General features: G+C 67.5%; 11 protein-coding genes and 5 pseudogenes. 6 read left to right on the top strand and 10 right to left on the bottom strand.

Annotated elements, in window-relative coordinates; all coding sequences use genetic code 11:
* Nucleotides 1–239: 239 nt before the first annotated feature.
* The gene (locus ACH4D3_RS19000) at nt 240–3107 is read right to left on the bottom strand and encodes a CRISPR-associated endonuclease Cas3'' (RefSeq protein WP_398323407.1); all 2868 of its coding nucleotides are present in this window, start codon (nt 3105–3107) and stop codon (nt 240–242) included.
* 2126 nt (nt 3108–5233) lie between these two features.
* Complete coding sequence (locus ACH4D3_RS18995) at nt 5234–6418, bottom strand: IS701 family transposase (protein WP_398323405.1); 1185 nt, start codon at nt 6416–6418, stop codon at nt 5234–5236.
* Between the two features lie 840 nt (nt 6419–7258).
* Between ACH4D3_RS18995 and ACH4D3_RS18990 the strand changes: the two genes are divergently transcribed.
* The 3 genes from ACH4D3_RS18990 to ACH4D3_RS18980 all read left to right on the top strand — a co-directional run bounded on the left by ACH4D3_RS18990 (nt 7259) and on the right by ACH4D3_RS18980 (nt 8959).
* The gene (locus tag ACH4D3_RS18990; protein WP_076972342.1) at nt 7259–7441 is read left to right on the top strand and encodes a Dickkopf N-terminal cysteine-rich domain-containing protein; all 183 of its coding nucleotides are present in this window, start codon (nt 7259–7261) and stop codon (nt 7439–7441) included.
* Nucleotides 7442–7509: 68 nt separating this feature from the next.
* Nucleotides 7510–8769, top strand: coding sequence for a hypothetical protein (locus ACH4D3_RS18985; protein ID WP_398323403.1), 1260 nt, complete (start codon nt 7510–7512; stop codon nt 8767–8769).
* A 34-nt stretch (nt 8770–8803) separates the two neighbouring features.
* On the top strand, nt 8804–8959 hold the full coding sequence (locus ACH4D3_RS18980; protein ID WP_398323401.1) for a hypothetical protein: 156 nt from the start codon (nt 8804–8806) through the stop codon (nt 8957–8959).
* Nucleotides 8960–9141: 182 nt separating this feature from the next.
* Here ACH4D3_RS18980 and ACH4D3_RS18975 read toward each other — a convergent pair whose 3' ends face one another.
* From ACH4D3_RS18975 to ACH4D3_RS18965, 3 genes are all read right to left on the bottom strand, one after another.
* A complete protein-coding gene (locus ACH4D3_RS18975) occupies nt 9142–11688 on the bottom strand; it encodes a tetratricopeptide repeat protein (protein ID WP_398323399.1) in 2547 nt (848 codons plus the stop codon).
* A gap of 134 nt (nt 11689–11822) precedes the next feature.
* Nucleotides 11823–12188, bottom strand: coding sequence for a hypothetical protein (locus ACH4D3_RS18970; protein ID WP_076972345.1), 366 nt, complete (start codon nt 12186–12188; stop codon nt 11823–11825).
* 726 nt (nt 12189–12914) lie between these two features.
* Entirely contained in the window at nt 12915–13460 is a 546-nt protein-coding gene (locus ACH4D3_RS18965) for a hypothetical protein (RefSeq protein WP_398323397.1), read from the bottom strand.
* 1549 nt (nt 13461–15009) lie between these two features.
* On the opposite strand from ACH4D3_RS18965, the pseudogene ACH4D3_RS18960 reads away from it, so the two are divergent.
* Nucleotides 15010–15927 (top strand): annotated as a pseudogene (locus tag ACH4D3_RS18960) (helicase associated domain-containing protein); the annotation flags it as partial.
* 405 nt (nt 15928–16332) lie between these two features.
* Entirely contained in the window at nt 16333–17097 is a 765-nt protein-coding gene (locus ACH4D3_RS18955; RefSeq protein WP_398323624.1) for a GNAT family N-acetyltransferase, read from the top strand.
* 151 nt (nt 17098–17248) lie between these two features.
* On the opposite strand, the pseudogene ACH4D3_RS18950 reads toward ACH4D3_RS18955, so the two are convergent.
* From ACH4D3_RS18950 to ACH4D3_RS18930, 5 genes and pseudogenes are all read right to left on the bottom strand, one after another.
* Nucleotides 17249–17966 (bottom strand): annotated as a pseudogene (locus ACH4D3_RS18950) (transposase).
* 103 nt (nt 17967–18069) lie between these two features.
* Complete coding sequence (locus ACH4D3_RS18945) at nt 18070–18837, bottom strand: hypothetical protein (protein WP_398323395.1); 768 nt, start codon at nt 18835–18837, stop codon at nt 18070–18072.
* Between the two features lie 61 nt (nt 18838–18898).
* Nucleotides 18899–19702, bottom strand: a pseudogene (locus ACH4D3_RS18940) (transposase); the annotation flags it as partial.
* 96 nt (nt 19703–19798) lie between these two features.
* The gene (ltrA, locus tag ACH4D3_RS18935; RefSeq protein ID WP_398323393.1) at nt 19799–21577 is read right to left on the bottom strand and encodes a group II intron reverse transcriptase/maturase; all 1779 of its coding nucleotides are present in this window, start codon (nt 21575–21577) and stop codon (nt 19799–19801) included.
* Between the two features lie 627 nt (nt 21578–22204).
* Nucleotides 22205–22684 (bottom strand): annotated as a pseudogene (locus ACH4D3_RS18930) (IS110 family transposase); the annotation flags it as partial.
* Between the two features lie 644 nt (nt 22685–23328).
* Here ACH4D3_RS18930 and ACH4D3_RS18925 point away from each other — a divergent pair.
* Nucleotides 23329–24365, top strand: a pseudogene (locus ACH4D3_RS18925) (IS630 family transposase); the annotation flags it as partial.
* Nucleotides 24366–24397: the final 32 nt, after the last annotated feature.

Raw genomic sequence — 24397 nt, 5'->3', positions numbered from 1 at the left:
GTGGTTGGGTCTGGCTCGGGCATGCGGCAGCTGCACGTGCCGCGCGTAGGCACGGCTGGGCACGGGTTCGTCACCGCGCCCTTGTGGGGCGAGGGGAAGGATGTGCGAGGTGCGGTCGAGGGTTCGACGGGGTCGCGGGTACAGCGAACCATGCCGCTGCCGTCTCTCACGACCGGTGAGAAAGTCCGACGATCAAGTAATGGCGTAATGCTTTTGGCGCTGGGCTTCACGCATCGTGATTACTGCTGTTTGCGGTGTTGGAGGCCGAGTTCTTCGTCCATGCGGAGCCAGTGCTGGCCGAAATGATGTTCACTCTCAAGGGTTACGGAGTCGGTGGGCAGCAGCACGATGTCGGCGAGCAGGGGGTGCTGCTTCCAGCTGGCGGGCGGCTGGTGCGGTGCGGAAGCGCGGGCGACCCAGGCGGCCGGGACGGGCAGTGAGTGTTCGAGGATGCTGCGCAGGTGGCGCGGGCCGAGGTGTTCCTGGTCCGGGAGCGGAAGCAGGCCTGCTGCGTCGAGCGTCAGCGTGCCGTCGGCACTTCGGTAACAGGGCAGCAGTCGGCGGGGCAGGACACCGGGCCGGGTGGCGGCCTGGGCGGTGGTGAGGTGCTGGCGGTGCAGGTCGGCCAGGGAAGAGACCCGTTTGGGCGGGGGTACCAGGTGGACTGCGCTGAGCTGCTCCTGGCGGCAGGTGCGCCTCTGGTGGGCTGCGGCCATCTGCTGCAGGCGCGTCGTCTGGGCTGCGAAACCGGAGGTGACGCCGTGGACCTGTTCGACGAGAGCCTGGACGTCGTCGGGGACGACGACCGGTTGTTTCTCCAGGGCAGGCAGGAGCCGGGCGGTTTCATGGAGGGCGACAGCGGGCTCGACCGTGTCCCAGCCGGGCGGCAGGGCGGTCGCGCCACGGGAGTTGACCGGGTACAGCACCGTCAGCGTCGGACTGTTCTCCCCGTCCCACCAGACGGGCCGACGCCCCTGTCCGGTCCACAGATGCGTGAAGCGGCCCAGACGGCCCAGACGCTGCAGCAGACGTGCGATAGAAGCGAGGTCGCTGACCATCAGGTCGACGTCGATGTCCAGGCTCACGTCGAGGAGACTGGTAGTGACGAAAACGCGGCGGGCCGGGCGCGGGCCCGTCGGCCCCAGCCGGTGGCGGAGGTCTCCCAGTGTGCTCTGCCGTCGCCGCCCCCTCACCCGGGCATGGACGAGGACCAGGTCGTCAGGCGGGCCGCTCCAGATGCGGCGCAGGTACTGGTAGGTGTCCTGCGCGTCGGCGACCGTCGCGCACACCACGGCCGCGCACCCGCCCTGGCGGATGACCCGCTGGAGCACGTCGGCGATCACCGCCAGGCGCTCCCCCGCCTCGACCGTACGGCCGGCCGGCCCCAGGGGCCGGTAGGTGACCGGACGGACGTGGATGCGCGCGGTCCTGCGCTGGGCGGTCCGCTGCTCGTCCTGGGCCGGCTCGGGCATGCGGTGGACGGTGGCGGTCGCCGCATCCGCGAACAGCCACCCGGGGTAGCCGGGGGCGAACGAGGCACCGTGCAGACCGGTACGGCCGGCGCCCCACAGGTAGGCCAGCACCAGGTCGCTGGCGGTGGATGCGGGCATCGTCGCCGACAGCAGGACGACCGGGCAGTTCAGGGCTCCCAGCCACTGCAGCAGGCGCAGCAGCTGGAGCTGGCTGAACGGGTCCAGTGCGTGGGCTTCGTCGACCACGACGGTCTTGCCCGACAGGGCCAGCATGCGCAGCGCACTGTGACGGACGGGCAGGACGGCCATCTGCGCCTGGTCGGTGGTGGAGACGGTGTACTGGGCCAACAGCGCGTTGTCCCTGCCACGCAGCCACCGGTCGGGCCCCGCGGCGCCCGGACCGTACTCGGTTTCGTCGTCGGCAAAGGAGTCGTCCTGGTCCTCGGTGAACGGGTCGTCGGGCGGCCCGTCCACCACGGTGGCGTCCGCCGGGGACAGACGCCGGCCGGTGTATGCCTCGTTGAGGTCGCTGTGGTGGTGCACCAGCGTCACCGGCGCGTACCCGGGCTGGTGGGCGCGCACATACCGGTCCAGAACCTCGTAGGCCTGATCGGCGGCGGCCGTCGCCGGCAGAAGCCACAACACCCCCTGGGTACCGCAATGCTCGTTGAAGATCCGCGCCATCTCCAGCGCGGCCACACTCTTGCCCGTCCCCATCGCGTCCGTCACCACCGCGATACCGCTCCCCCGCTCGGCGACCAGACGCGGCAACTCATCCATCACCGAACGCTGCAGAGCGTTCGGTTCCTCCAGTCCCGGGTGCGCGGTGGTGAACGGGATCCGGTCCAATGCGAAGCGGGCAAGGCCAAGCCGCTCGACTTCCTCCTCGGCCTGCCGGCGGGCGCGGCTGTGGTGCTCGGCGGCGCCGAAGGACGGCGTGTCCGCGTTGGGCACCCAGTAGCGACGCTGACTCGCAACCCGGTCCGCGACCATCGTCAGCCCCGTGATCAGCACCGCAGCCTCCACCGACAACCGCTCCGGACCCTCATCGACACCGAACAGGTGCCACAGCAGCCGGGCGTAGCGGCGGCGCAGATCCTGCCACGCGGACCCGCCCAACGTGGCCTCCACCCGCTGCGCGGACGCCGCCCCGTCCACGTCGAGTTGCAGAAATCGGCCGTGATGCCCGCCCAGACACTGCGCTGCACGCACGGCGGGACTATCGTTACCGCCCACGGCGAATCCCAGTTCGCCCAGCAGTTGCAGCCCCGCATGCATCGACGCACGCGCGTGCGGTACATGCACCACCGGGCCGGTGTCCGCCAGCAGGTCCTCCCCCAGCCGCACATACGCCGCAGGCTCGAGAGCCTGGAAATACGGAATCAGCTTCCCGATGTCATGCATGGCAGCCAGGAAACACACCACCGAACGCGCCTGCTCCTGCGGCACGTTGAGCCCATCGCTGATGACCCGGCGCTGGCTCGGGGTCACAAACCGGTCCCACAGTACCCCGGCCACCGCCCCCACATCGATCAAGTGGAACAACAGCGAGTACACCCTCAGCGTCGTGCGGTCGAACTTCCCCCACGGACGACGGTCAACACCGTCGTACCGGGCATCCTCAACGACTCCCATCCCCCAACGCTGCCACCCCGTGCTGCTCACGAGACCACGAACGCCAGAAAGCAGAGATTCCTGCCGTGCATCCAGTCCCGTGTGCCATCATCTCCCAGCCAGTCAGAAGCAAATGACAGGCACACCATGCCAGAACGGGCGGGCCGGAGAGGGCAGCGCCCGCGCGAGCGGGAGTGACCCGCCGCTGCTCGCGATGGCCCACAGCGCCGACCAGCAGCGCCCGCGCGAGCGGGAGTGGCCCGGCGAGGTAGACACGGCGGCCGCCTTCGCAGTCGCAGCACCCGCGCGAGCGGGGGTGACCCGCGCACCGGCAGCAGCTCTACGTAGCCGGCGCCGCAGCGCCCGCGCGAGCGGGAGTGAGTGACCCGTTCGGGCTGTCCGGGAACGTCTGCCGGTTGCGTAGCGCCCGCGCGAGCGGGAGTGACTCGACTTTGCCTCGGTCGACGACGAGTGTCTTGGGCGTGGAGCCCGCGCGAGCGGGAGTGACTCGGCCCGGGAGGTGAGCATGTTGTCCACCGTCTCGCACCGCCTGCGGGAGCGGGAGTGACCCAACGCTGGTGTCGATCCGGGTGGCCAACGGCCAGAAGAACCCGCGCGTTTGTACGATGAGGTAAAGCCTGCGGAAGCGGGGATGATCCAGACTTCCTGTCCAGGACGGTGACCGCAGCGTTGCCGAGCCCGTTGAGCGGGAGTGTCCCTGTACGACCCTTTCAGGATCAGCCGTCGTCTGCAGAGCCCGCGCAAGCGGGAGTGACTCGTCCATCGAGTGGGCCCGCGCCCTTCTGACCAGAGAGAACCCGCGCAACCTGCGTGGTCTCCAACGGCCTCGTCTCATCCTCGTTGCTGTACTCGTAACGCCCGCGCGGGCGGGAGCGACCCGTGCTGCCCAGCCCTGCCAGGTGATCACCCGGCTATCAGAGACGCGCGAGCGACCTTGAAGCAGCACTGCGTTCCGCAGAGAGGAGCTGGCGGAAGCCCGCGGGAGCGGGAGTGCCTCGTGTAGCAGGGCCGACTCTGCCGCAGCATCGGGATAGGGCCGGGCAGAACCCGACCGGCTAACGCTCAAGTGCGACTTCGTGATCTATCCGGTCGCGGAAGTGGCGAATCGTCGGTGCCGGGTGCCAGCGACAAATTCATTAGTGGGCGGGCGGCTTCCGAAGCACGCCCCGGAGGCAGTACGAGGTCTTCGGTCGCATCATCCTTCCCCTACCCAAACCATGCAAAATGCGAGCAAGCTGCGCTATAGTACCCAGTTCGGAGAGGGTAACGCCTGCGCCAGCGGGGATACTCCGCATCCGTCGTCAGTGGTGCCGATCGCTGCGGTGTGGAGCCCGCGCGAGCGGAAGTGACTCGTACGCGTACCTACTGAATGGGCTGAACACCAGGTTGCGCGCCTGCGCGAGCGGGGGTGGCTCCCCTGGAGCTTTTGGCTGGCAGGGCCCGGTCCGGGCGTCCCGCCGCTCTTGCACTAGCGCCCGCGCGAGCGGGAGCAACTCGGTTCTCTGGTCCTCTGTTTTCAACGCAGGGGTCCGGCACACGCCGGGCTGTAGTGACCTCAGAGGTCGATACCGCTGGCAACACCAGCGCCGTGAAGCCTGCGCGAGCAGGAGTGATCCCCGCGCTGACCGAACGACCCCGCACGATTCTGCACAGCCTGCGCGAGCGGGAGTGACTCCCACTCCAGAGCGCACGCAGCAGCAGTGACCGGGTGAAGCCCGCGCGAGCGGGAATGACTCGTCGAACCACCAGCTGCTGCGCAGTACTTGAGCGTCGTGCCCGCGCGAGCGGGGATGACTCGACGGGCACGATGATCCGCGCGACCTTGGTGGAGTAGCGCCGCCTGCGCAAACGGGAGTGACTCAACGTAGCGCCCACACGAACGGCGGCGCCGCCCCGGGGCGCCATCGGGTTGCCACTCTCCCGGAACGAACGGCGGACACCCCGGCCGGACACATACATGCGCTAGTACTGCAACGGTGCTTGCTGTGACTGGTGGCCAGGTCAGGGGATGTGTCCGCGTCGTTTGTAGTGGCTAGTGCGGGCTTGGTGTTGTCGTCGGCGACGCCAGGTCGACCAGTGCAGGATGTGCTCGACGGGTGTGGGCCGGCGGTTGGTGAGGCGGGCGATCAGCCGTCGTATCTCGGCGAGGCTGAGGTGGATGAGCTGGGAGGATCCGTTTCTGCTTTCCCGGCATCCAGCTCTCGGGCTCGCAGGACGGTCAGGCAGGCGTGGGCGGCCATGGCGAGGGTCATGTGGCGGTGCCATCCGGGGTAGCGGCGGACCTGGTAGTCGTCCAGGCCGCATTCCTGCTTGGCGCTCTGGAAGCACTCCTCGATGGCCCACCGGCTGCCCGCGATGCGGATCAGGTCATCCAGTGTGGTTCCGGCGGGGCAGTAGGCGATGTAGTAGGAGATCTCCTGCGGGCGGGCGACGCTGCGGCGGGCGATCACCCAGTGGCGGCGGTCGGGCCGGTGCCAGGGCCGCACCTCGACGCGTGCCCAGTCGTAGATCCGCAGGCCGTGCGCCCCGCTACCGCAGGAACGACGTTTCCATTTCTGCCGGGCGAGGCCGTTGAACAGGTCGTGGACGGGATGGTCGATCGCCCAGCGGGTGACCACGGTGTCGTGCCGGGTGGTGGCCATGACGTGGAAGACGTCAGCCCGTTCCAGCTCGGACCGCCAGCCCTTGGAAAAGCCGTAGGCGGCGTCCGCGGTCACCCACCGGAACGGGATCTTGTCTGCGATCGCGCGGCGGACCATCGCCTTGGCCATGGCCACCTTGGTCTCGAAGGCGACCTCGTCGCCGATGCCGTCCCGGCGGCATCTTTCCCGGTCGTCGGTCCATGAGGTGGGCAGATACAGACGCCGGTCGATCAGCGTCCGCCCACGGTCGGCGGCATAGGCGAGGAAGACGCCGACCTGGCAGTTCTCCGTCCGCCCCGCGGTGCCGGAGTACTGCCGCTGCACTCCTGCCGACCGCGTCCCTTTCTTCAGGAAGCCCGTGTCGTCCACGACGAGGACAGCGTCCGGGTCGCCGAGGTTGTCGACCACGTACCGGCGCACGTCGTCGAGCACCTCGTCGGCGTCCCACTCGATCCGGTTCAGCATCCGGTGGATGCGGTCCGGGCCAGCGTGACCGGCTTCCTCCGCCAGCGTCCAGCCGTTCTTCCGCTGCAGCGGAGCGATCAGGCCCCGCATATAGGCCAGTGCCGACTCCCGGGGCTCCGATCTGCTGAAACGGTGCACGAACTGCCCATGCACAGATTCCAGTTCACCCGCCCACAACCTGACATCAGCAAGGACCCCACCCATGACCACACCAACGACCAACCTGGCCACCAGTCACGGCAAGCACCGTTGCAGTACTAGCGTGGCCTGGAGATCGCTTGCCTGCCGCCACGGAAGAGTCGGCCTGGGCACGGTGCGTCCGGGGCGTGCCCAGAATCTGTACCGTGGCGGCCAACTGCTCCGAGAGAGCCGGAGCGCCCGGAGCTAGGTCGTCGGTGTTCACGTCTTCGAAAGCGCCCCCGCGAGGGCAGGAGTGGCCCCGTTCGAGTGTGTACTGACCGGCCGGAGCGGAGAGCAGGGCCCGCGCGAGCGGGGGTGACTCACGGTGGTTGTCATCGTTTGCGCTGAACTCGGCGTAAGCCCGCGCGAGCGGGAGTGACTCGACGACCGAGTCCCGGCCCACGATCTGCCACCGGTAGAGCCTGTGCGAGCGAGAGTTCACTTCGCCCGTTAGTTGACGGTTTCCTCACTGGCCATGCAGTGGCCCGCAGGAGTGACTTGAAGGCAGTTGTTGTACTTGCGCACTCTTCTTCCGAGCCTCCGGGGCGGATTGGTCCTTCACTTCGCGGTGCTCTGCCTCGTTCGGCCCGGACCGGATCTGTGGCGGTGGCGCGTCTGGGTCGTCCGCCGGCTCAGGTGTTTGCAGCAGTTTGCCGTGGGCGATGCGGTGCAGCAGGTCTCAGCCGCGGTGAGTGATCACTGTGTGGCGTGAACCTTGGCTGAAGATGTCCCGGCCAACGGCGGCTGCACGCTACGATCTCGTACGTGCCCTTCATTCTTCCGGGCGAACCTCCGGATTGAGCGGAATGCATTCGCTTGCCTGGGAAAGGGAAGTGCCTGCCCTCCTCACGAGAAGGACGAGTTATGGTAACCGTCGCGGAAGACTTGGTGTCCCTCGACGCCAAGACCGTCACAGATATCGAAGAAATCTTCACTGAGGTCTACACGGCCCCGACCGCTTGCACCAAAGCCGGAGGCGCCTGTTGGTGGGATTCCGAGTGCTGCCCGGGCATGATCTGCTCGTGGTTCAAATGCACCCAGGCCTGAGACTGGCCGATGGTGTAATCACCGCTGATCTGGGACGCGGCGGCGTATTGCTGGATACCGTCCGGCCTGTGGCTGCTTTCATCGCCCCGGCGCCCATGGCGTGGCTGCAGGGCAAGGAGCAGCCGGCCGCGGAAGAGCACGCCGCCTACCGGCAGTGCCTCGAGAGGTGGAGTGCTGCCGGGCTCGTCCACGCCGGCAACACCCAGCCCCCGGCTCTCGCGGCCGCTCCGACTCGAATGCGAGTGCTGGCTGACGATGTTGCGGTGCCTCATCGTGTGTTGGTGGTGGCCATGTCACCGGAGTGCGGATTCTGCACGCAGTTGTCGGCCGATCTCGCCGCGAATGCCTCTGTCCTGACCCGCTTGAACGCTTCCGTGCTTCTACTCGAAGACGTGCGGGACGACTTGCTGGGCTTGCCTGTCCCGCCACAGGTCCGAGCACGTCTTGTGGCACTCGGCCGCGAAACAGCATGCCTCGGGACTCCGGGTGGGTGGCTTCTGTCGCCCGGCAGTCCCGCCCGGTTCGTGGCGGGGTTCCCCGATGTCAGCGCCGAGTTGGTACACCTCAGTGGCGGCAACGCCGTGACGACGGTGATCGAAGCTCCTACCAGTTGTTCCCTCAAGGTCACCGAGGCGCCAGTAGACGCGTTGGTGACGGCTCGGGTGGGGGGCGGCCGCGCTGTGGGCATTGCGGTCCGGGGCGGCGGCGGCATACTCGAGTTGGTCCGATCGGTGACCGGTGAGGGGCACCAGGGTGTCTACGCGCCCGTCACGCTGACCGTGGAACGGCCGCAATCGCTCTACCTGCTCTACCGGGGCGGCGAACTACTCACCCGTGCCCGGACGGCAGACGCTTTGAGTCATACCTTGGCACAGGTGCTGGCGGGTTACGGCGTTCCCGACCCCAGCGAGACGACGCTGATGTGCGCGGCGGCCGTGCACCGGGATGGACGTGCCGTACTGCTGCCGCGGAACTGGCTGTCGGACCTGGTCGTGCACTCAACGAGGCTTGAGCGTGCTGGCTGGCGCCTGTGCCCAAGGCCGTTTACCACCCTGCGTCTTCCGCCTTCGGGAGGAAAGCCAGTACTGACCGGCTCGCCCGCAAGTCGGGAGCGGGAAAGTCTGGTCACCAGCGTCCTGTCTCAGTCAGCTTCGACCGGGTCGTGGACGCGTGCCCAGGTGCTGGCTCAGATCGTCAACTGGATCCGTCGTCCTGCCACGCCTGATTCCGTTTGCTCGCTCGCGGACAGTCTTCAGACCCTGCCGGTGCAGGTCGGTACGTGGAGCCAGGCCCTCGACCACCTGCGTGCCGGCTCGCCTGCCACCTGACGAGGTCAGGGGTTGTGGGAGGACCTCTGTGAGGATGCTGACCTCGCCTTCCTGCCTGGCGATGAGCCGGTCGGCAAGGATACGGACGGAGGACGTCGTCCATCGGGACCTGGTTCTCGGTGACGACAGCGAGGTCTCGGCCGGGCCGGGCGAGCAGGTCGTGGGCTTGGGCGACGGTGCGCTGCGGTGATCACCAACGGGTATGGGACGCCGCGCCGGGATTGCGGCGAAGGGATGCGCGGCTGCTCCTGGTCGAGGGCTTTGGCCGACCGTCGGTGGCGGTTCATCACGCTTGGGGGCAGGGCCGGCCAGGCCGTCTGGGCGGAGCGAAGTCCTGAACGTCAAGCGGACCCCGGTTGTCGGCAGGTCTGGTCAGTCCTCATCCGGCACCGCGACCGCTCCGTCCCGGCCGTGCATACGCTCAAAGAACGGATTGCCGGCGGAGAGCTCGCGTTCCATGCTGTCCGCCTCCTCCGCGCGTCCTTCCTTTCGGAGGGTGCGGATCACGTCATGAGCGATCGCTGCCTCGTTCCACTCGTACGAACCGGACCTGTAGATCTCCAGCGCGGCGTCGAAGTCCGCGTGCGCCTTTGTGTACCGTCCGAGTTCGCGATAGGCCACGCCTCTCAGGTGACGTGCCATGGCACCCGCATAGGAGTCGCCGGCTGCAGCACAGGCGTCCACGGCATGGGTGAGTGGCGCCTCCGCGTCCTGAGGGCGTCCAGCGCGCAACTGCAGCCAGCCGACGTCCCGCTGGGTGTGCGCCACCCACATGTGGTTGCCCAACTGCTCGAACATCGAGATCGCCTGGTGGGCAGTAGCGACAGCGTCTTCAAGCCGTCCCATGCCCGCATGCACACGGATACGGGCGTTGTTCACCCGGGCGAGCCACAGCCGCTCGCCCATCGGGCCGAAGATGCTCTCCGCCCGGCTGTAGCAGTCGAGTGCCTTCTGGCGTTCTCCAAGAAGCCGGTAGATCTTGCCGAGGGCGTACTCCGTGGCGCCTTCCCAACGGCGGTCGCGGAGAAGTCTGAAGTCGTCCCTGGCCGATTCGAGCAGGGGCGCCGCCTCCGACGGGCGTCGTAGGTAACCGAGCGTCTCCGCAAGGGTGCGCCGCAGACGTGCCCGAGCCCTGAGGTCACCCGCCTGTTCGGCGAGACGCAAGGCCTCCCGCTGGCTCTGCTCGCCCAGCTCGGGCTTCCCACGCCAGCGCTGCAGCTCCCCCAGCAGCTCAAGGGAACTGAGGGTATGCCAGGAATCGCCTGCCCCGCGTAGCCCGTCCACTGCGGTCGTCATACGGGCAAGAGCGGTGCGGTAGTCGCCCTTCATGGAGTGCGCCCGGGCAACGACCATTGTGTCCCGGGCCCATAGGGCCGGGTCCCTGGACCGCTCCACTGCATCGTCGCTGCTGACGGGCAGAAGCGAAAGCACCCGGTCCGGGTTGCCTTCGGCGAGGGAGGCTATCGCGCGTGCTCTGCGGAGACCGGCCAGGACCCGCGACCGAGTCTCCCCAGGAACCTCGAAGATCCACTCGGCGGAGTTCGGGGCCAGGGTGATGTCGTCGAGGAAGTAGGACAACGCCTCTCCGATCTCCCCCGCAACCGCGTTCAGCCCCAGGGTCCGTGCGTGGTCGAGTGCCCACAGGAGACGCTCCTGCTCGTCGGCGACCCACTGGGCGGCTGTCATCGACGCTTCGGAGAGGTCGGACATGCGCTGGGGGTCCACCTCGGTGCGCAGTTCCGGGGCACGCTGAGCTGCCCAGAAGACAACAGTGTCCCTGTAGGCCCGGACCAGACGTTCCTCCAGAGCGTTCCGTTCCTCTGGCGGCATCTGCTCGTGCTGTCGGGTGAGGAAGAGACGCGTCAGGTCGTGCATGCGGTAGCTGCTTTCGGAGTTCCCGCCGCTTCCATCTCCGTCCAGCCTCTCCATCAAGGCGACCTCGAGCAGTTCGTCCCCAGCCGCAAGTCCGGCCCCGCGGGTGGTCGCGAGCCGGGTGAGATGCCAATCGGTCAAGCGGCCTGGAGGTAAGGAGGCGAGCATGGCAAAGGAGGAACGGGTCGTGGGCGTGAGGCCCTGAAAACTCAAGGTGAAGCAGGCAGTCAGCTTGCTGTTGTCGAGACGCCCCAGGCTCTCCAGGCGGTCTGTTTCGTCAACCAAGGCCTGGCGCATGCGTCCGAGACTGTGGCCCGATTCCCTCAGCTTGCAGCCGACCAGCCGCAAGGCCAGCGGGAGGTTGCCGCAGAAACGAAGAATGTCCACTGCCGCCGTCATCTCGGCGGCAACGCGTTCCTGCCCTGCGTAGTGCGCGAGCACGGCTAGTGCGTTCTGGTCGTCCGGCAGACGCATCGGCAGCGACTCCCGCTGGGTGATGCTGTTGAAAGAGAGCGCGCGTCGAGAGGTGATCAGTACCGAGCAACCGGGTCCGGTGGGGAGGAGAGGCTCGATCTGATCCGTACTGTGGGCGTTGTCCAGGACAACGAGCAGTCGCAGATCTGCGGTGAGTGTCCGGAACATCGCCGCGCGGTCGTCGGCGGAGTTCGGTACGTCCTTCTGGTCCACGTGCAGACTGCGGAGCATGCGACCGAGGGCATCGGGACTGCTCCTCGGAGTCGTCTTGTCACCATGGAGATCGAGGTAGACCTGACCGTCCGGGTAAGCGTCCTTCACCTCGTGCGCGGCGTTGACTGCCAGGGCCGTCTTTCCCACCCCGGGCTGGCCATGGACGACAACGAGTTTCGACTGGCCCTCAGCGGCAGTCGACGGGAGCGTGCGGCTGTCGGGTACGGGCACGTCGCGGAGATAGGCGCACAGACCGTCCAGGGTGGTGGTCTCGCCGGCCAGCGTTTCCCTGGTGGGAAGTTCGCGAGGCGGTGGTGCCGCGGAGGCCAACTGCTGGGGTTGGGGTGCCGGAGTCTGCACGACCAGGTGGCCCACCTGCAAGGCGACTGCGTGGGCGATGTCCCCGCCTGCAGCGATCGATCCCTGCTCTGCGCTCAGCCCTCTGTGGCCCTGCTCCTTGCCGCGGCCTGGACCCCGACGCCACCACCCGGTACTCACCGGGGCCCCTCGTACGCCGACGAACCCTCGACGTCACCACCGGCAGCGATCGACCCGCCTTCCGCCCGGATCCCCGTTGCCGGTGCCGAATCCGGCTGCCACGTGCCGCCATCGCTCCGAGCCCGGGCATTTCGCACACTCCCGGCCGCAGCAATCGCCCCGCCACGCGCCACCGGCGTATCGACCGGCTTCTGCCGCACGTGCGCCACCAGTGACAGAACGAAGCCGGCGACGGTGACGAACAGGCTGAGCACGCTGCTCAGTTTGTCAGCCCGCTCAAGACCCAGAAGCGTCATGAACACGGCCAGAGCGATGACACCGGTGATTCCGCCGACCAGGCGCAGCAACTGCCAGTTAGTCACCATTCCATGATGGCCCATCAGGGACCGTCGGAGAGTCCGATCGAGCCGATTTCCGCCACCGATTCTCCAGGGCGCTTGGGACGCAACAGTCAGTTTTGGCACGACATGAGACGTCGCTCAAGCGTTGCAGGACTGACACGTACGCCTCACGAGGATCACGCCACCCCACTGACCTGCATGTGCAAGATGGCGCAGGCTCAATCAACCGGCCCAACGGTGCCGGTCGCTGGGAACGGCGGGGAGCGCCTCTGCGAATCGGGCGTCGTGTCCGCAGCCTACGTCGGCCATCGGCCGGCCCGTACATCCTCGACAGCGACGCCTACATTCGATCTCGCTGTCGGAACATGAGCAAGCCGCGTTAGAATGACCTGGTCACGAAGGGTTGGGCCCGCGCGAGCGGGGATGACCCGGCCATGGTCGGCTCCTACTACCGCGAGAACCTCTAGAGCTTGCGCGAGCGGGGGTGACTCGTCGTGCTGTCAGCCTGCCAGGTGGTCAACGACCAGCGAGCCCGCGTGAGCGGGAGTGACCCGTTCGTTCAGTCGGTAGCCCACACGTTGTAGAGCCCGCTGAACGGGATTGAGCGGCATAACGGGGCGGCCGCGGCCTCGGCGCTGCCCTGAAGCATGGGGGTGTCAGGCACTGGAGGACGGACGGTGAGCGGAACAGTGGGCGCACCCTGACCGCCTCGGGATCGGACCGCGGGACGCGGGAGGGGCCACCGGCTCACAGGCCGCTGCCCAGCAGTGGGTACAGGGAGTCGGGTGCTTCCAGGACGCCCCAGTTGTGGGGCGCCTTGGGTCGCAGGTGTGTGGGCAGAGCGATTCCCAGGTATGCGCCGCCCGCGTGGTCCGACCAGGTCGGATCGATGACGTGTCCGTCCGCGTTGGTGCACCATGCGTGGGCGGTGGGTAGGGGGCTGTTGGCCGCTACGGCGAAGCCCTCGGTGTAGGCCAGGTGGGGGTGCTCCCGCTCGGTCGCCGCCGCGTTGGCAAAACACTGTCGCTCCGGAAGCGCCCGGATCCCGGCCGGAAGACTGGCGGGGATGTACCAGCGGCCGCAAGCGGCCACCAGCTCATACACCGACCGGTATTTCCATCCCGCAGTGCCGTCATGGTCCAGTCGGCTCACCAGAGCGAGGTGGGACTCCACAAAGTCGAGCAGTGCTTGCTCGGCGGCCGATGCCGGATGGGTGGGGGCCACGGTGTCGACGAGATCACGAACCGCCCGCACGTCAGCCGGGATGTCCCGGCCGCCCACTTCACTTTGCACGGCTCCCCTCCCCCAGCCGGTGCGCCCCCGGCATTCCAGTCCGTTTCCTACCAGCGTCCAAGGCCGCGTGTCCAGCAGCAGCCCGTCGGGGAAGGGGAGCTGGCGCACCTGGGCGGACTGGCATCGATGGCAGACCGGGCCCGGTGTCCCAGGATTTCCGAGCAGGGCCGCTGGTCCCCCGCACCGACGGCCTGCGGGGGACCGGCGCCCCGGGACAGCAGTGCGTAGCTGGCCCCGTCCGGCGCGGCGTCGGCGCGCCGGCTTGTGCACGGGCTGGTGCAGCCCCTTGCCGACCGCAGCAATCGGTTGATCACGGCATTCCCATCCGGGGCTTGCAAGCGATGCCGCGGCAGTCCTGGCGGTGATGCCTGGCTCTCGGCTTCAGCCGCGTGCCTCGTTCTCGGTCGCCGTCGAGAGAGACAGCAGGTTCTGATCCCCGGCGACGCTAAAACCACGAGCCGCCAACTGCCCTGTCCCAAGCAAAACGCGGGCAAACCGCGCTAGAATGACCAGTTCAGAGAGGGTAGAGCCCGCGCGAGCGGGGATGATTCGTACGGCAGCGGGGCCCGCTCGCCACTGTGCGAGTAGAGCCCGCGCGAGCGGGGATGACTCCTGGAACTGCAGCCCGCGGGACGACCCAGCGAGGTAGAGCCCGCGCAAGCGGAGTGATCCGGTCATGACGGTGCACAGGTTCTGCGGCGCCGCGTAAGCGCACTCAAGCGGGAGTCACCCGTGCTCAGGCCTTCACCAGCTGACCGTCAGTCTGGAATGCCCGCTCCGGCGGGAGTGGGGTAGTAGTCGGGTGATCCTGCGCGAGCAGGAGGTGCCCCCCAGGGCCCCTGCCGCCCTCGGCGCTGCACCGGTAGCACCCGCACGAGCGGGAATGACTCCTGCTCCGCGATCCGCCGAGCGAGATCGCTGCCGTAACGCCCGCGCGAGCGGGAGTGACCCATCGCCGTCGGTACGGTCACCGAAGTGCGCTCCATGGTCTCGACGATGAGGCATGGCCGGCGCGAGCGGGATGCTACGTCCTTCGTGGCACCATCCTCGGCGCCCAGACCTTCGAGCCCACAAGAAGGGGTGACTCGTGCTGTCAGCCCTGCCAGGTGGTCATTGGCCAACAGAGCCCGCATGAGCGGGAGTGACTCCGCCGCCCTGTTCAGCTTGCTGCTCCGGCCAGGCTGTAACACCCGCGCAGGCGGGGGTGCCCCAGACCTCCTGCCAGGGCGGAGACCGCGGCGTTGCATAGTCCATGCGAGCGGGAATGACTTATCGTCGGCTGATCCAGGTGCCGCACATGTGAGCGCAGTCGACTGCGAAGCGTGTGTAGACCATCTCGCCACCGCTCAGCGCGAAACAGCAGGTCACAGTCCGCGTCGTATTGTGATTCTCAGTGGACTGAACTCGTGATTCTCAGTCGCATGCATCAGCAGTTCTCATGCTGTGTCTGAAGCAAATCCATGACATCCCTACAACTAGCGGGCCATGGACATCTCTCAGCTGACATCTAAATGAGAATCGGGTGCGGCGCGGACGTGAGAGTCAGCACTACCAGGCTCTGCTGCGCTGGCGAAAGCAGAACGAGATCACCGGCCTGCACGCCGTCCCCTACGACGTCGAGGCCGAAGTCGGTGCAACGAAATCTTTTCCACTTGGGCGATGGGTCCATCAGCAGCGGAAAGCGCTGCGGGCCGGGGAACTGCAGCCTCGCCGCAAGGAACTGCTCGACTTGCCAGAGGCCGGCATGGTCTGGGAGCCAGGTGAGGAGGCGTGGGAGACCAAGCTCGCCACCCTCCGGTCCTACCGACGCGCCACGGGGCACCTCGCCCCCCGCCAGGACGCGGTGTGGGGCGAGGGCGAGGCGATGGTTCCAGTAGGGCAGCACATGGCCAACCTCCGTAGGAAGGGCGGTCTCGGCAAGGACCCGGATCGGGCGGCGGACCGCGCGAAACAGCTGACCGCGATCGACCCGGACTGGAACTGCCCCTGGCCACTGGACTGGCAACGCCATTACGCCGTACTACGTGACCTCGCTGCCGACGAACCCCACGGCGTCCTGCCCGATATCAGGGCCGGCGTGCTCATGGACGGCGACGACATCGGGCGATGGCTCCAGCGGCATAAGAAGCCGGGAACGTGGGCGTCACTTTCGGCCGTGCAACAGGAGCGGCTGTCCAAGCTGGGCATCAGGCCCGCCGAGGCGCCGTCTCCCGCCCCGACGGCCAAGCGCTCGGCCAAGGCGCAGCAGTCGTTCCAGCGGGGCCTGACGGCCCTCGCGCAGTGGGTGGAACGGGAAGGCCATCGGCCAGTACCACGGGGCCACAGTGAGGAGATCGCAGTCCAGGGCGAGGCAGAGCCGGTGGTGGTCAAACTGGGCGTATGGGTATCGAACGCTCGCACGAGGCGGGACGGGCTCGCCCGGGAGCAACTGGACGCCCTGCGGGAGCTGGGCGTGGAGTGGGCGTGACGCTGGCGCTGTCCGGCTGTTGAGCCGGACAGCATGAGGCCCCGGGCGTGATCGTCCCGGGGTCTGATGTTGTGCTGCTTGTCGGGTTTGTGCGCGCTTGGACGTCAGGCGATAACGCCGGCTAAGGGTTGTCCCGAAACTGTGTCCGGCCTGTCAGAGCTGATCCGATGGGCAGCAGGCAACTGGTTGGCTGGCCGGAGAGAACGGGACGACGTTGTCTGCCGTACCTACCCATCACGCCTTCGCTGCCAGCATGACCCCCCTGATCCAGCGGACAGCTCCTGGACGGCCCGTTCACAAGTACGGAAAGGGGGACCTGCGAGCACCCCAGACGGCCTGCTGGGATGGATCATCATGAACTCCATGCACATCCCGTCCGTCAATGAATCCGACCTTCCGCTCGCGATGGAGCAAAATCTCGCCGAGCACGCCTGCCACCTGCACCGAACCCTCAAGGGCGCGTCCGTCACCGAGACCGCCGACCTGCTCATCGCCGACAGCGGTCTCGACGACGACACCTTCAACATCGTCGCAACGGCCCACTTCACCCCGGACACCGCACCGGCCCGCGCCGCGGAAACGGCCCGGACCCTGGCCGCCACCGGCCGCCCCTTCTCCTGGTGGGTGGGCCCCGCCTCCACGCCGGACAATCTCGCCGAGCATCTTCAGGCCGTCGGCCTGGAGGTGTCGGAAACGGAGGCGGGCATGTGGAAGGACCTGCGCGATCCCCTCCCTGACGCGCACGTCGACGGCCTGGCAATCCGCCCGGCCACCACCCCGGAACAGCTCGCCGACTACGCCACGGTCCTCGCCGCGAACTGGAACCCGCCCGCCGCCACGGTGCGCCAGTTCTTCGCCGACACCGCCGGCTGGGCGCTCGCCCAGGACTGCCCCGCCCGCTACCTGGTCGGCTACGTCGACGGCCGTCCCGTCTGCTCGGCCGAGGTCTTCCTGCACGCAGGCGTCGCCGGCATCTACAACATCGCCACACGCGCCACCGACCGCCGCCGAGGCTATGGCGGCGCCATCACCGCGGCCACCCTGCACACCGCCCGCGACGCGGGCTACGAGACCGCGGTGCTGCAGGCATCCGCCGACGGGGAACCCGTCTACCGCCGCCTCGGGTTCACCGTCAGCGGCCACTTCACCGAGTACGCCCACACCCCCTGACCCGTCACGGCAACCGCTCCACTCCTCACCAACGCCTGGTAGTCCATCGGCAACGCTTCACCCCCGGGGCATCGCCTCAATGGGCCTCCAGCTCCGGCCTCATGCCTGACCAGCGAAAACCAAACATGGAGGTCGGAGAGAGAACGCCCTCTCAGCTCACCAGGGCCAGGTTGTGCAGGCGCGCGACGCCGAGTATCGCGTGGTGCACGCCGTCGCCCTTGAGGCGGCAGTCGCGCAGGATCTTCCACCCCTTCATCCCAGGCGAAGGCGTGCTCGACACGGTCCCTGACCTGTTTGTGGGAGCGGTTGTGCTCTTGCTTCCAGCCACGCAGTTCAGCTTGGCCTGTCGCGCGGCGGTGGGAAATCACCAGGCCGGTACCCCGATAGCCTCCGTCTGCGATGGTCATCGTGGCGCCGACGGCATTCTTCGCCCCGGATTCCGCCCACTCGCGGCAGTCGTTGCGGTTGCCGGGCCGCGGGCGGCCGACCACCACGACGAGGCGGGTGTCGGCATCAATGACGACCAGATGGTTGGTCGCGTAACGGTAGTTCTTCGACTGCTCGGCCACTGTGTGATCGCGGGTAGGCACGAGAGCGCCGTCCACGATGAGCACAGTGTCCTGACGGAACCGCCTACGCGGCTGGAAGGCGAGCTTGGGGCCGAGGTGGCCGATAATCCGGTCGACCGCCGACTTTGAGACGCCGAAGAGCGGAGAGAGCTGACGCAGCGTCAAATTCGTGCGCCAGTACGCTGCAACCCGCAACACTCGATCCTCCAACGGAGGGCTCCACAACCACCCACGCTGCGATTCGCCCGCGGTCCCGCGGCGCACGTGGGTCACCAACTTGCCGAAGCAGCGTGGGCTCAGCCCAGTGAACGGGGCTACCCAGACACCTCACGGCGCCAAGTCGTCAAGCCGGGACAGCGGGCATGAGCTCACCGTTCGATTTCGAGGGCCCTGCCGGTGGTCATCAGAGAGCGTCCTTGATGTGGCCTCTGGCGAAGTCCCATGGGGCGGGTGCATTGGCGGCCGCGTACTCGTCTGCGATGCCAAAGACGCTCCCGCATCCTGGGCATTCCGCCTGGCCGAACAGGTGCGTCAGGCCCCAGGCGAGCCGTTGCTGGCCATCCCGCACGGCTGACTCATGCAACATCCTCCCGGTGCCGGTCAGCTCGTGCGGGACGGCCAGCCTGAGCGGGACCTGGTGGACATCCCCCAGATGCCAGTCCCGGATTGAGGAGTAGCATCCGTAGTCGCCGATCGCGATCGTCACTGGTGCGACGCAGTGCGGACAGACGACAGTGACGAAGGAATCGGTGAAGTCGTCCAGGGCCTCGAGCCACAAGGGCTGGCCGTCGAACGCGAGCATGGCCCGCAGCCAGCTTAGGTAGATCTTCCCGTCCAGGCCAGACCGCAGCCGGGCGGCGGCCATGGCGCGAAGCTCGGCCAAGGTCGCAGCACAGCGGGCGACTTCCTCGTCGGCACCGTGAGGTTGAAGGAGGCCACCCGCTATGGCTCCGGCCAGATCGAGCGCCCAGTCCCCGGCACCCTCGGTCTTCGCGATGTCCGCCAGCTGAGGCAGTGCGGCGATGCTCGCCGGGGTGATCGTCCCCTGGTGGCACAAGCGCCCCCAAAGCCCGTCGATGGCCTCCTGGTCACGACCGATGGCTCGGTCCAGCAGCCCAGGTATCGCGTGTGCCGGGCCGTAGACGTCGTGGAGTGTGGACCAGTCGATCATCCGGTGATTCAAGCACGCTGCGGAGCGACCTCCTGGGGCGGTGAGTCATGAGCGGGATCACCTATGCCGCCGCCAGAGCTGGGGCCTGCGGCGCCGGGAACGCGGTGCGTTCCTCGAACAGGCGGCGGTTCTTGAGGCAGTGGTGGAGCTGGCCCAGCATCCGGTTGAACAGATTGCGCTGGCCAGCCGCGTGCCAGTCTCCGTGGTCGTCACGTCGCCGTCGGTAGTGAGCTTTGGCACCGGGCGAGGCAGTGATCGCTGAGAACGCCCAGAGGTAGCCGGCGTGGTTGAGCCGGTCGTTCTTCACCCATCGTCTGGTGATGCTGGACTTCTTGCCGGAGGCTCGGGTGACGGGTGAGGCGCCCGCATAGGCCTTCAGGCCGCGGGCGTCCGCGAAGCGGGTGCGGTCGTCTCCGATTTCGGCCAACACCCGGGCGCCAAGCCGGATACCGAGGCCGGGGAAGCTGAGGATGACTTCGGAGTCCGGGTGCTGTGGGAACGCCTCCTCGACGGCCTGGGCGAGGTCGGCGGCGGCGGTGCAGGCGGCCGTGAGCTGTCCGAGGAGGGCGAGCGTCTGCTTGCCGAGCGCATCCTCGACAAGCTCGGACTGACGGGCCCAGTCGGTGCTGAATGCCTCGCGCAGCCGCTCGACGTCCGCCTCGATGCCGCGCTTGCGGCCCGCACGCTTGAGAGCCGCCGTGATCTGGGTGCGAGTCAGGCTCGCGGCCTTGGCCGGTGTCGGCGCGAGCTTCATCAGCTCGCGGGCCTCCGGTCGGCACAAGCCGTTGTCCCACTTGGCGAAGGCCTCCAGAGCGGCGGGGTAGTACTCGCGCAACAGCGAGCGAAGCTGGTTGGCGACCTGTCGGGTAGCCGGATCGCGTTGCCGCGATCCGGCCCCCTAAGAACCGGACGTGCTTCGTTTCGAGGCATCCGGCTCAAGCAAGCCCGAGGGCTTCGCAGGTCAACTGCGTTGTGTGGTCCGTCTGTCATCGCGGGCATGGTGCTGGCGATGGCATTCGGAGTGCACGAGGCGGAGGTTGCTCCGTTCGTCGGTGCCGCCGTCGCGTCGGTAGGTGAAGTGATGCTTGTGGAGCATCTTCTTCGAGGCCGCGAACCAGTTGATCCACTCGCGTGGGCTGTCCGGTTCGTATTCGGCTCCGACGATGAGAGCCTGCTTGCAGAGGGGGCACAGCCCCTTCTGCCGGGCTGCCAGGAGAAGACTGGTCTTGTCCATCGGCGGTGGCTCTCTGCGGTGGCGGCGATCTCGCCAGTACTTCGTCAGGGCGGGGTCATCCGGGGATGCCGCGCCCTTGACCTGGTAGTGGCGGACGATGCCCGTCCAGGAGAACTTGGGCAGGAAGCAACCCGAGACGCGGTCACCGAACACCCATTTGTCTCGCCGGGACGGGTGGAACTCGCCGAAGTACCGCTTGACGATCCAGCACTTCGGCTTCGTGGGGTGGCGGTATCTGGCCCAGTTGTAGGTCAGCCGCCACATGTAGTGATCCATCGACGCGAACGTCCTTGTGGAGCACGCCCCACGGTAGTAAGCCGCCCAACCGCGAACGATCGGGGTCAGCTTGCGCAGTACGGCTCCGGCATTGGCCCCTCGCAGGGCCTTCACCTCGGTCCGCAATCGCGCTCGGAGCCTCGCGCAGGCCGCTTTGCTCGGCTTGGTGATCAGTTTTCCGTTGAGTCGGCGGATGGTGAACCCGAGAAAGTCGAAGCCCTCATCGAGGTGCACGACCTTGGTCTTCTCTTCGTTGAAGCGAAGCCCTCTCGGCTCCAGCCACTTCTCCAGACGGTCCCTGACCTGGCGCACCTGTTCCTCACTGTGACAGAGCACAACGAAGTCGTCGGCGTACCTCACGAGCACCGGAGAGCTTCTCAGAGCGCCAGGCTCCCTTCCAGTTGCGGGGCCCGGCTTTCCGTATCGGCATCCTGCGGCCTGTTCCAATCCGTGCAGGGCAACGTTCAGCAGCAGAGGACTGATCACACCGCCTTGAGGAGTTCCGTCCTCAGTTGGTGCAAACCGGCCGTGGTCGACCACACCCGCTTTGAGCCAGCCTCGGATCAGGTCCCTGGCGGGGAACTGCCCAAGCGCGGCCATCAGGTGATCGTGGTCGATCCGGTCGAATGCCGCCGACAAGTCCGCGTCCAGGACCGACTGACGCTTCGGGTTCTTCCCGTTCGTCGTGGACCAGATCGCTCTGACTGCGTCGTGACAACTGCGGCCCGGTCGAAACCCGTACGACTTCGGCTCGAACCGTGCCTCCCACTCGGGTTCCAGCGCGTTCTTCACGCGGGCCTGGAGAATCCGGTCCCGGAGGACAGGAATGCCGAGCGGTCGCTGTTTCCCGTTGCTCTTGGGGATGAACACCCGCTTGACCGGCCTGGCTCGCCAGGGTTGGGAAGACCGATGGATCTCGGCCGTCAGCTTGCCCCTCGCCCTGGGGGTGAGGGCTCGCTCCCCGTCGATGCCAGCGGTCCTGCGACCACTGCTCTGCTGTGTCACCCGCTTCACGCTGACCAGCGTGTTGCTGTGGCTCCGCAGCATGAGCTTCTGCAAGTTGCGGACCTTCTTCAGGTCCCCTTCCTGCGTCGCCTTGAAGATCCTCTGCCGCAGTCGTCGTACGTTGTCCTCGCAGGTGGCCCAGTCGATGCCGTGCCAGTCGAGGCCCACGCCCTCGGGTCCGTTCGCCGCAGGCTCGGATACCCCGGCCGGGGCCGTGACCTCCATGTTTGCCTCCGGTGTCTAACTTGTCCCTCGGTTCTGACGTCTCTTGCTGAGCGAGCTTCAAAGGCTCACCCGATCCACGTGGGCGCCCTTTCGGGCCGGGCCACCAGGGCCCGTATCCGACGAGTTATGCGCGGGCGGGTGAAGACCCCGACCCGTGGTTTCCTCTGGCCTTTCGGCCTGCCGGCCTTTGCTTCTTGGATCATCCTTCTCCCGCCGGAGCATCAGCCTTCCTTGCGGTCGGCCTACCAAGCCATCGGCTTGGACCACGACGGGGTTTCCACGTTCCGCACCAGTAAGAAACGGCTGGGGTGGGTGCCCCCTAAACCCCGGGACCAGCGGTGTCCTCCCTCCGGTGTCAACTGGCCGGAGGTCGCCTCGTGCCTTTCAGCACAGGGTCCTGAAACCGCCGCAAGCACACCATCGCGCGGTCTTGGAATGACGAGGCATCATCGGGGGTTCACCTGCGTTCACCCGTCCAGCCTTCCCCTCGCCTGTGGCTCCCGGATGGCCCGGGTGCCCTTGGGCTTGAACGCTCAGCTTCACACCCCGCCGTTGCCAGCGACGCATGTGAGCGTGGGGACGGGCCCTGGACACTGGCCCGAAGAACAGCCGATCAACTTCCCTTCATGCGGCTGCCCTCACTTCTCTGGTGCGACTTCGTGTCGCACGCTGCCGGTTCCAGACCGCGTCCTGCTGAGCGCGGGCCAGTACGGCGATGGCGCGGGCCAGGTCGCTGTCGCCCGGCAGCGGCCGGTGGGCATGCATATCCGTGCGCAGGATGTTCGCCAGGACCAGGGCGTCGCCGGGGTCGGACTTCTTGCGGGAGACCGCGTGCCGGTCGCGGTAGCGGGCCGCCGCCATCAGGTTGATCGCGAACACCTTCCGCTTGCCTGCCCGCAGCACCGCGACCAGCAGACCGCGGGAGGTCTCGATCGCAACCGGAATCGGGGTGTCCTCCGTGTCGCCGTACTGGGCGAGCAGGTCTATCAGGCTCCTGTAGCCGGCCGCGTCGTCGGTGATGTGTCGCTTCGCAAGTAGCTGGCCGGTGTCGTCGACCAAGGCAACGTCGTGTGTCCTCTCGGCCCAGTCGATGCCGCAGTAGATCAACTCTTTCCTCCCCAGAGATGCGGTGTTTGCGCTGGTTGCGAGCGCATGCGGGCCACGCAGCGACCTAATTCCAGGACTCGACCATCCGGTCGGTCCGCCACCTCACTAGCCGTTCGTGGCACCAGCGCACCCCAGGGGCCCCGGTCTGCACGGGAGCTCGGCTCGGGCGTAACAAGAGGTCACCGTGCGGCGGGCTCGCACCACCAACACCAACGAGTAATCAAGCGGCCAGTGCTGACGCATGACGGTGCCGGACGGCACCCGGTCTCAGCCGAGGCCTGCTTGGCCGTGCTGGCTTCAGATGTCCGCCCGGCACCGACGAACGTCAACACCCACCTACCGAGTGGTGGCAGTCACGAGAGAGCCGAACGTTGCGCGATCTCACACTAGGCATCCCGACCAGGAGCAGCACAGGCATCCGTCCGGCACCCACGCGACCACCACCATGAGCACAGGGACCACGCGCCGCTCTATGCGGAGGTCTCATCAGACCCGGCTGGCCGGAGGCATCGTGGTCCCGTACTCGAACATCCCGCGAAGCATCCGCCCCGTCGGAACGTCCTTGACTCCGGATTGGGCTGGCCGAGTTGGCGGTCGTAGCGGTTGGATGTGCGGTGACATCCGGTCCGTCCGCTGGAGGCGCGGTGGCCGAGCCCGTCCGTGTGCGCAGACTGACCGACCAGGAGGGCCAGAAGCTGCAGCAGATCGTGCGCCGGGGCAGCGCCAGTTCAGTTCGCTGCCAGCGGGCGATGATGCTGCTGGCCTCGGCCGGCGGGAACCGAGTGCCGGTGATCGCCCAGCTGGTGCAGGCCGACTAGGACACCGTCAGGGATGTAATCCACGCGTTCAATGAGAAGGGTCCGGCCCGCCTGGACCCTCAGTGGGCGGGAGGCCGTCCCCGCCGACTCAGTGATGACGACGACTTCGTCATCGCGACGGCCACTACCCGCCCGGTCAGCCGTTCACCCGCTGGTCGCTGCGCAAGCTGGTCGCCTACCCGCGCAAAGTGCACGGCCGGGTGATCCGCATTGGCCGTGAGGCGTTACCGGTGCCTGCTCGCCCGCCGCGGCGTCACCTTCCAGCTCACCAAGACCTGGAAGGAGCCCCCGGCCCCCGAACGGGAGGCAAGCTGGGCCGTATCGAGCACGTCCTGGACCGCTTCCCGGATCGGGTCTTCGCCTTCGACGAGTTCGGCCCACTCGGGATCCGGCCCACCGCGGGCTCGGGCTGGGCCGAACAACTGCGTCCCGACCGGCTGCCGGCCACCTACCACCGCACCCACGGAGTCCGGTACTTCCACGGCTGCTACTCACTGGGCGACGACCGGCTGTGGGCCGTGAACCGGCGAAAGAAGGGAGCCGTGAACACGCTGGCCGCGCTGAGATCGACCCGTGCCGCCCGGCCCGACGGCGCACCGATCTACGTGATGCTTGACAACCTGTCCGCCCACAAGGGCGCCGACATCCGTCGCTGGGCGAAGAAGCACAAGGTCGAGCTGTGTTTCACCCCGGCCTACGCCTCGTGGGCGAACCCGATCGAAGCGCACTTCGGACCGCTGCGGCAGTTCACCATCGCCAACTCGAACCACCCCAACCACACCGTGCAGACCCGAGCCCTGCACGGCTACCTCCGCTGGCGCAATGCCAATGCCCGCCACCACGACGTCCTGGTCACGGAACGCACCGGGGCGGCCGACCCGCTCTCGCCGCATGA

The organism is Streptomyces sp. NPDC018026 (genome assembly GCF_044327745.1).
GTDB classification, from domain to species: Bacteria; Actinomycetota; Actinomycetes; order Streptomycetales; family Streptomycetaceae; genus Streptomyces; species Streptomyces rubrogriseus.
This window is presented reverse-complemented; position numbering and strand designations above follow the sequence as displayed.

Coding starts and splice junctions, on each gene's coding strand:
- ACH4D3_RS18980 (WP_398323401.1), top strand. CDS start 8,804: ATGCTGACCTCGCCTTCCTGCCTGGCGATGAGCCGGTCGGCAAGGATA.
- ACH4D3_RS18995 (WP_398323405.1), bottom strand. CDS start 6,418: ATGGGTGGGGTCCTTGCTGATGTCAGGTTGTGGGCGGGTGAACTGGAA.
- ACH4D3_RS18955 (WP_398323624.1), top strand. CDS start 16,333: ATGGAGCAAAATCTCGCCGAGCACGCCTGCCACCTGCACCGAACCCTC.
- ACH4D3_RS19000 (WP_398323407.1), bottom strand. CDS start 3,107: ATGGGAGTCGTTGAGGATGCCCGGTACGACGGTGTTGACCGTCGTCCG.
- ACH4D3_RS18990 (WP_076972342.1), top strand. CDS start 7,259: ATGGTAACCGTCGCGGAAGACTTGGTGTCCCTCGACGCCAAGACCGTC.
- ACH4D3_RS18945 (WP_398323395.1), bottom strand. CDS start 18,837: ATGATCGACTGGTCCACACTCCACGACGTCTACGGCCCGGCACACGCG.
- ltrA (WP_398323393.1), bottom strand. CDS start 21,577: ATGGAGGTCACGGCCCCGGCCGGGGTATCCGAGCCTGCGGCGAACGGA.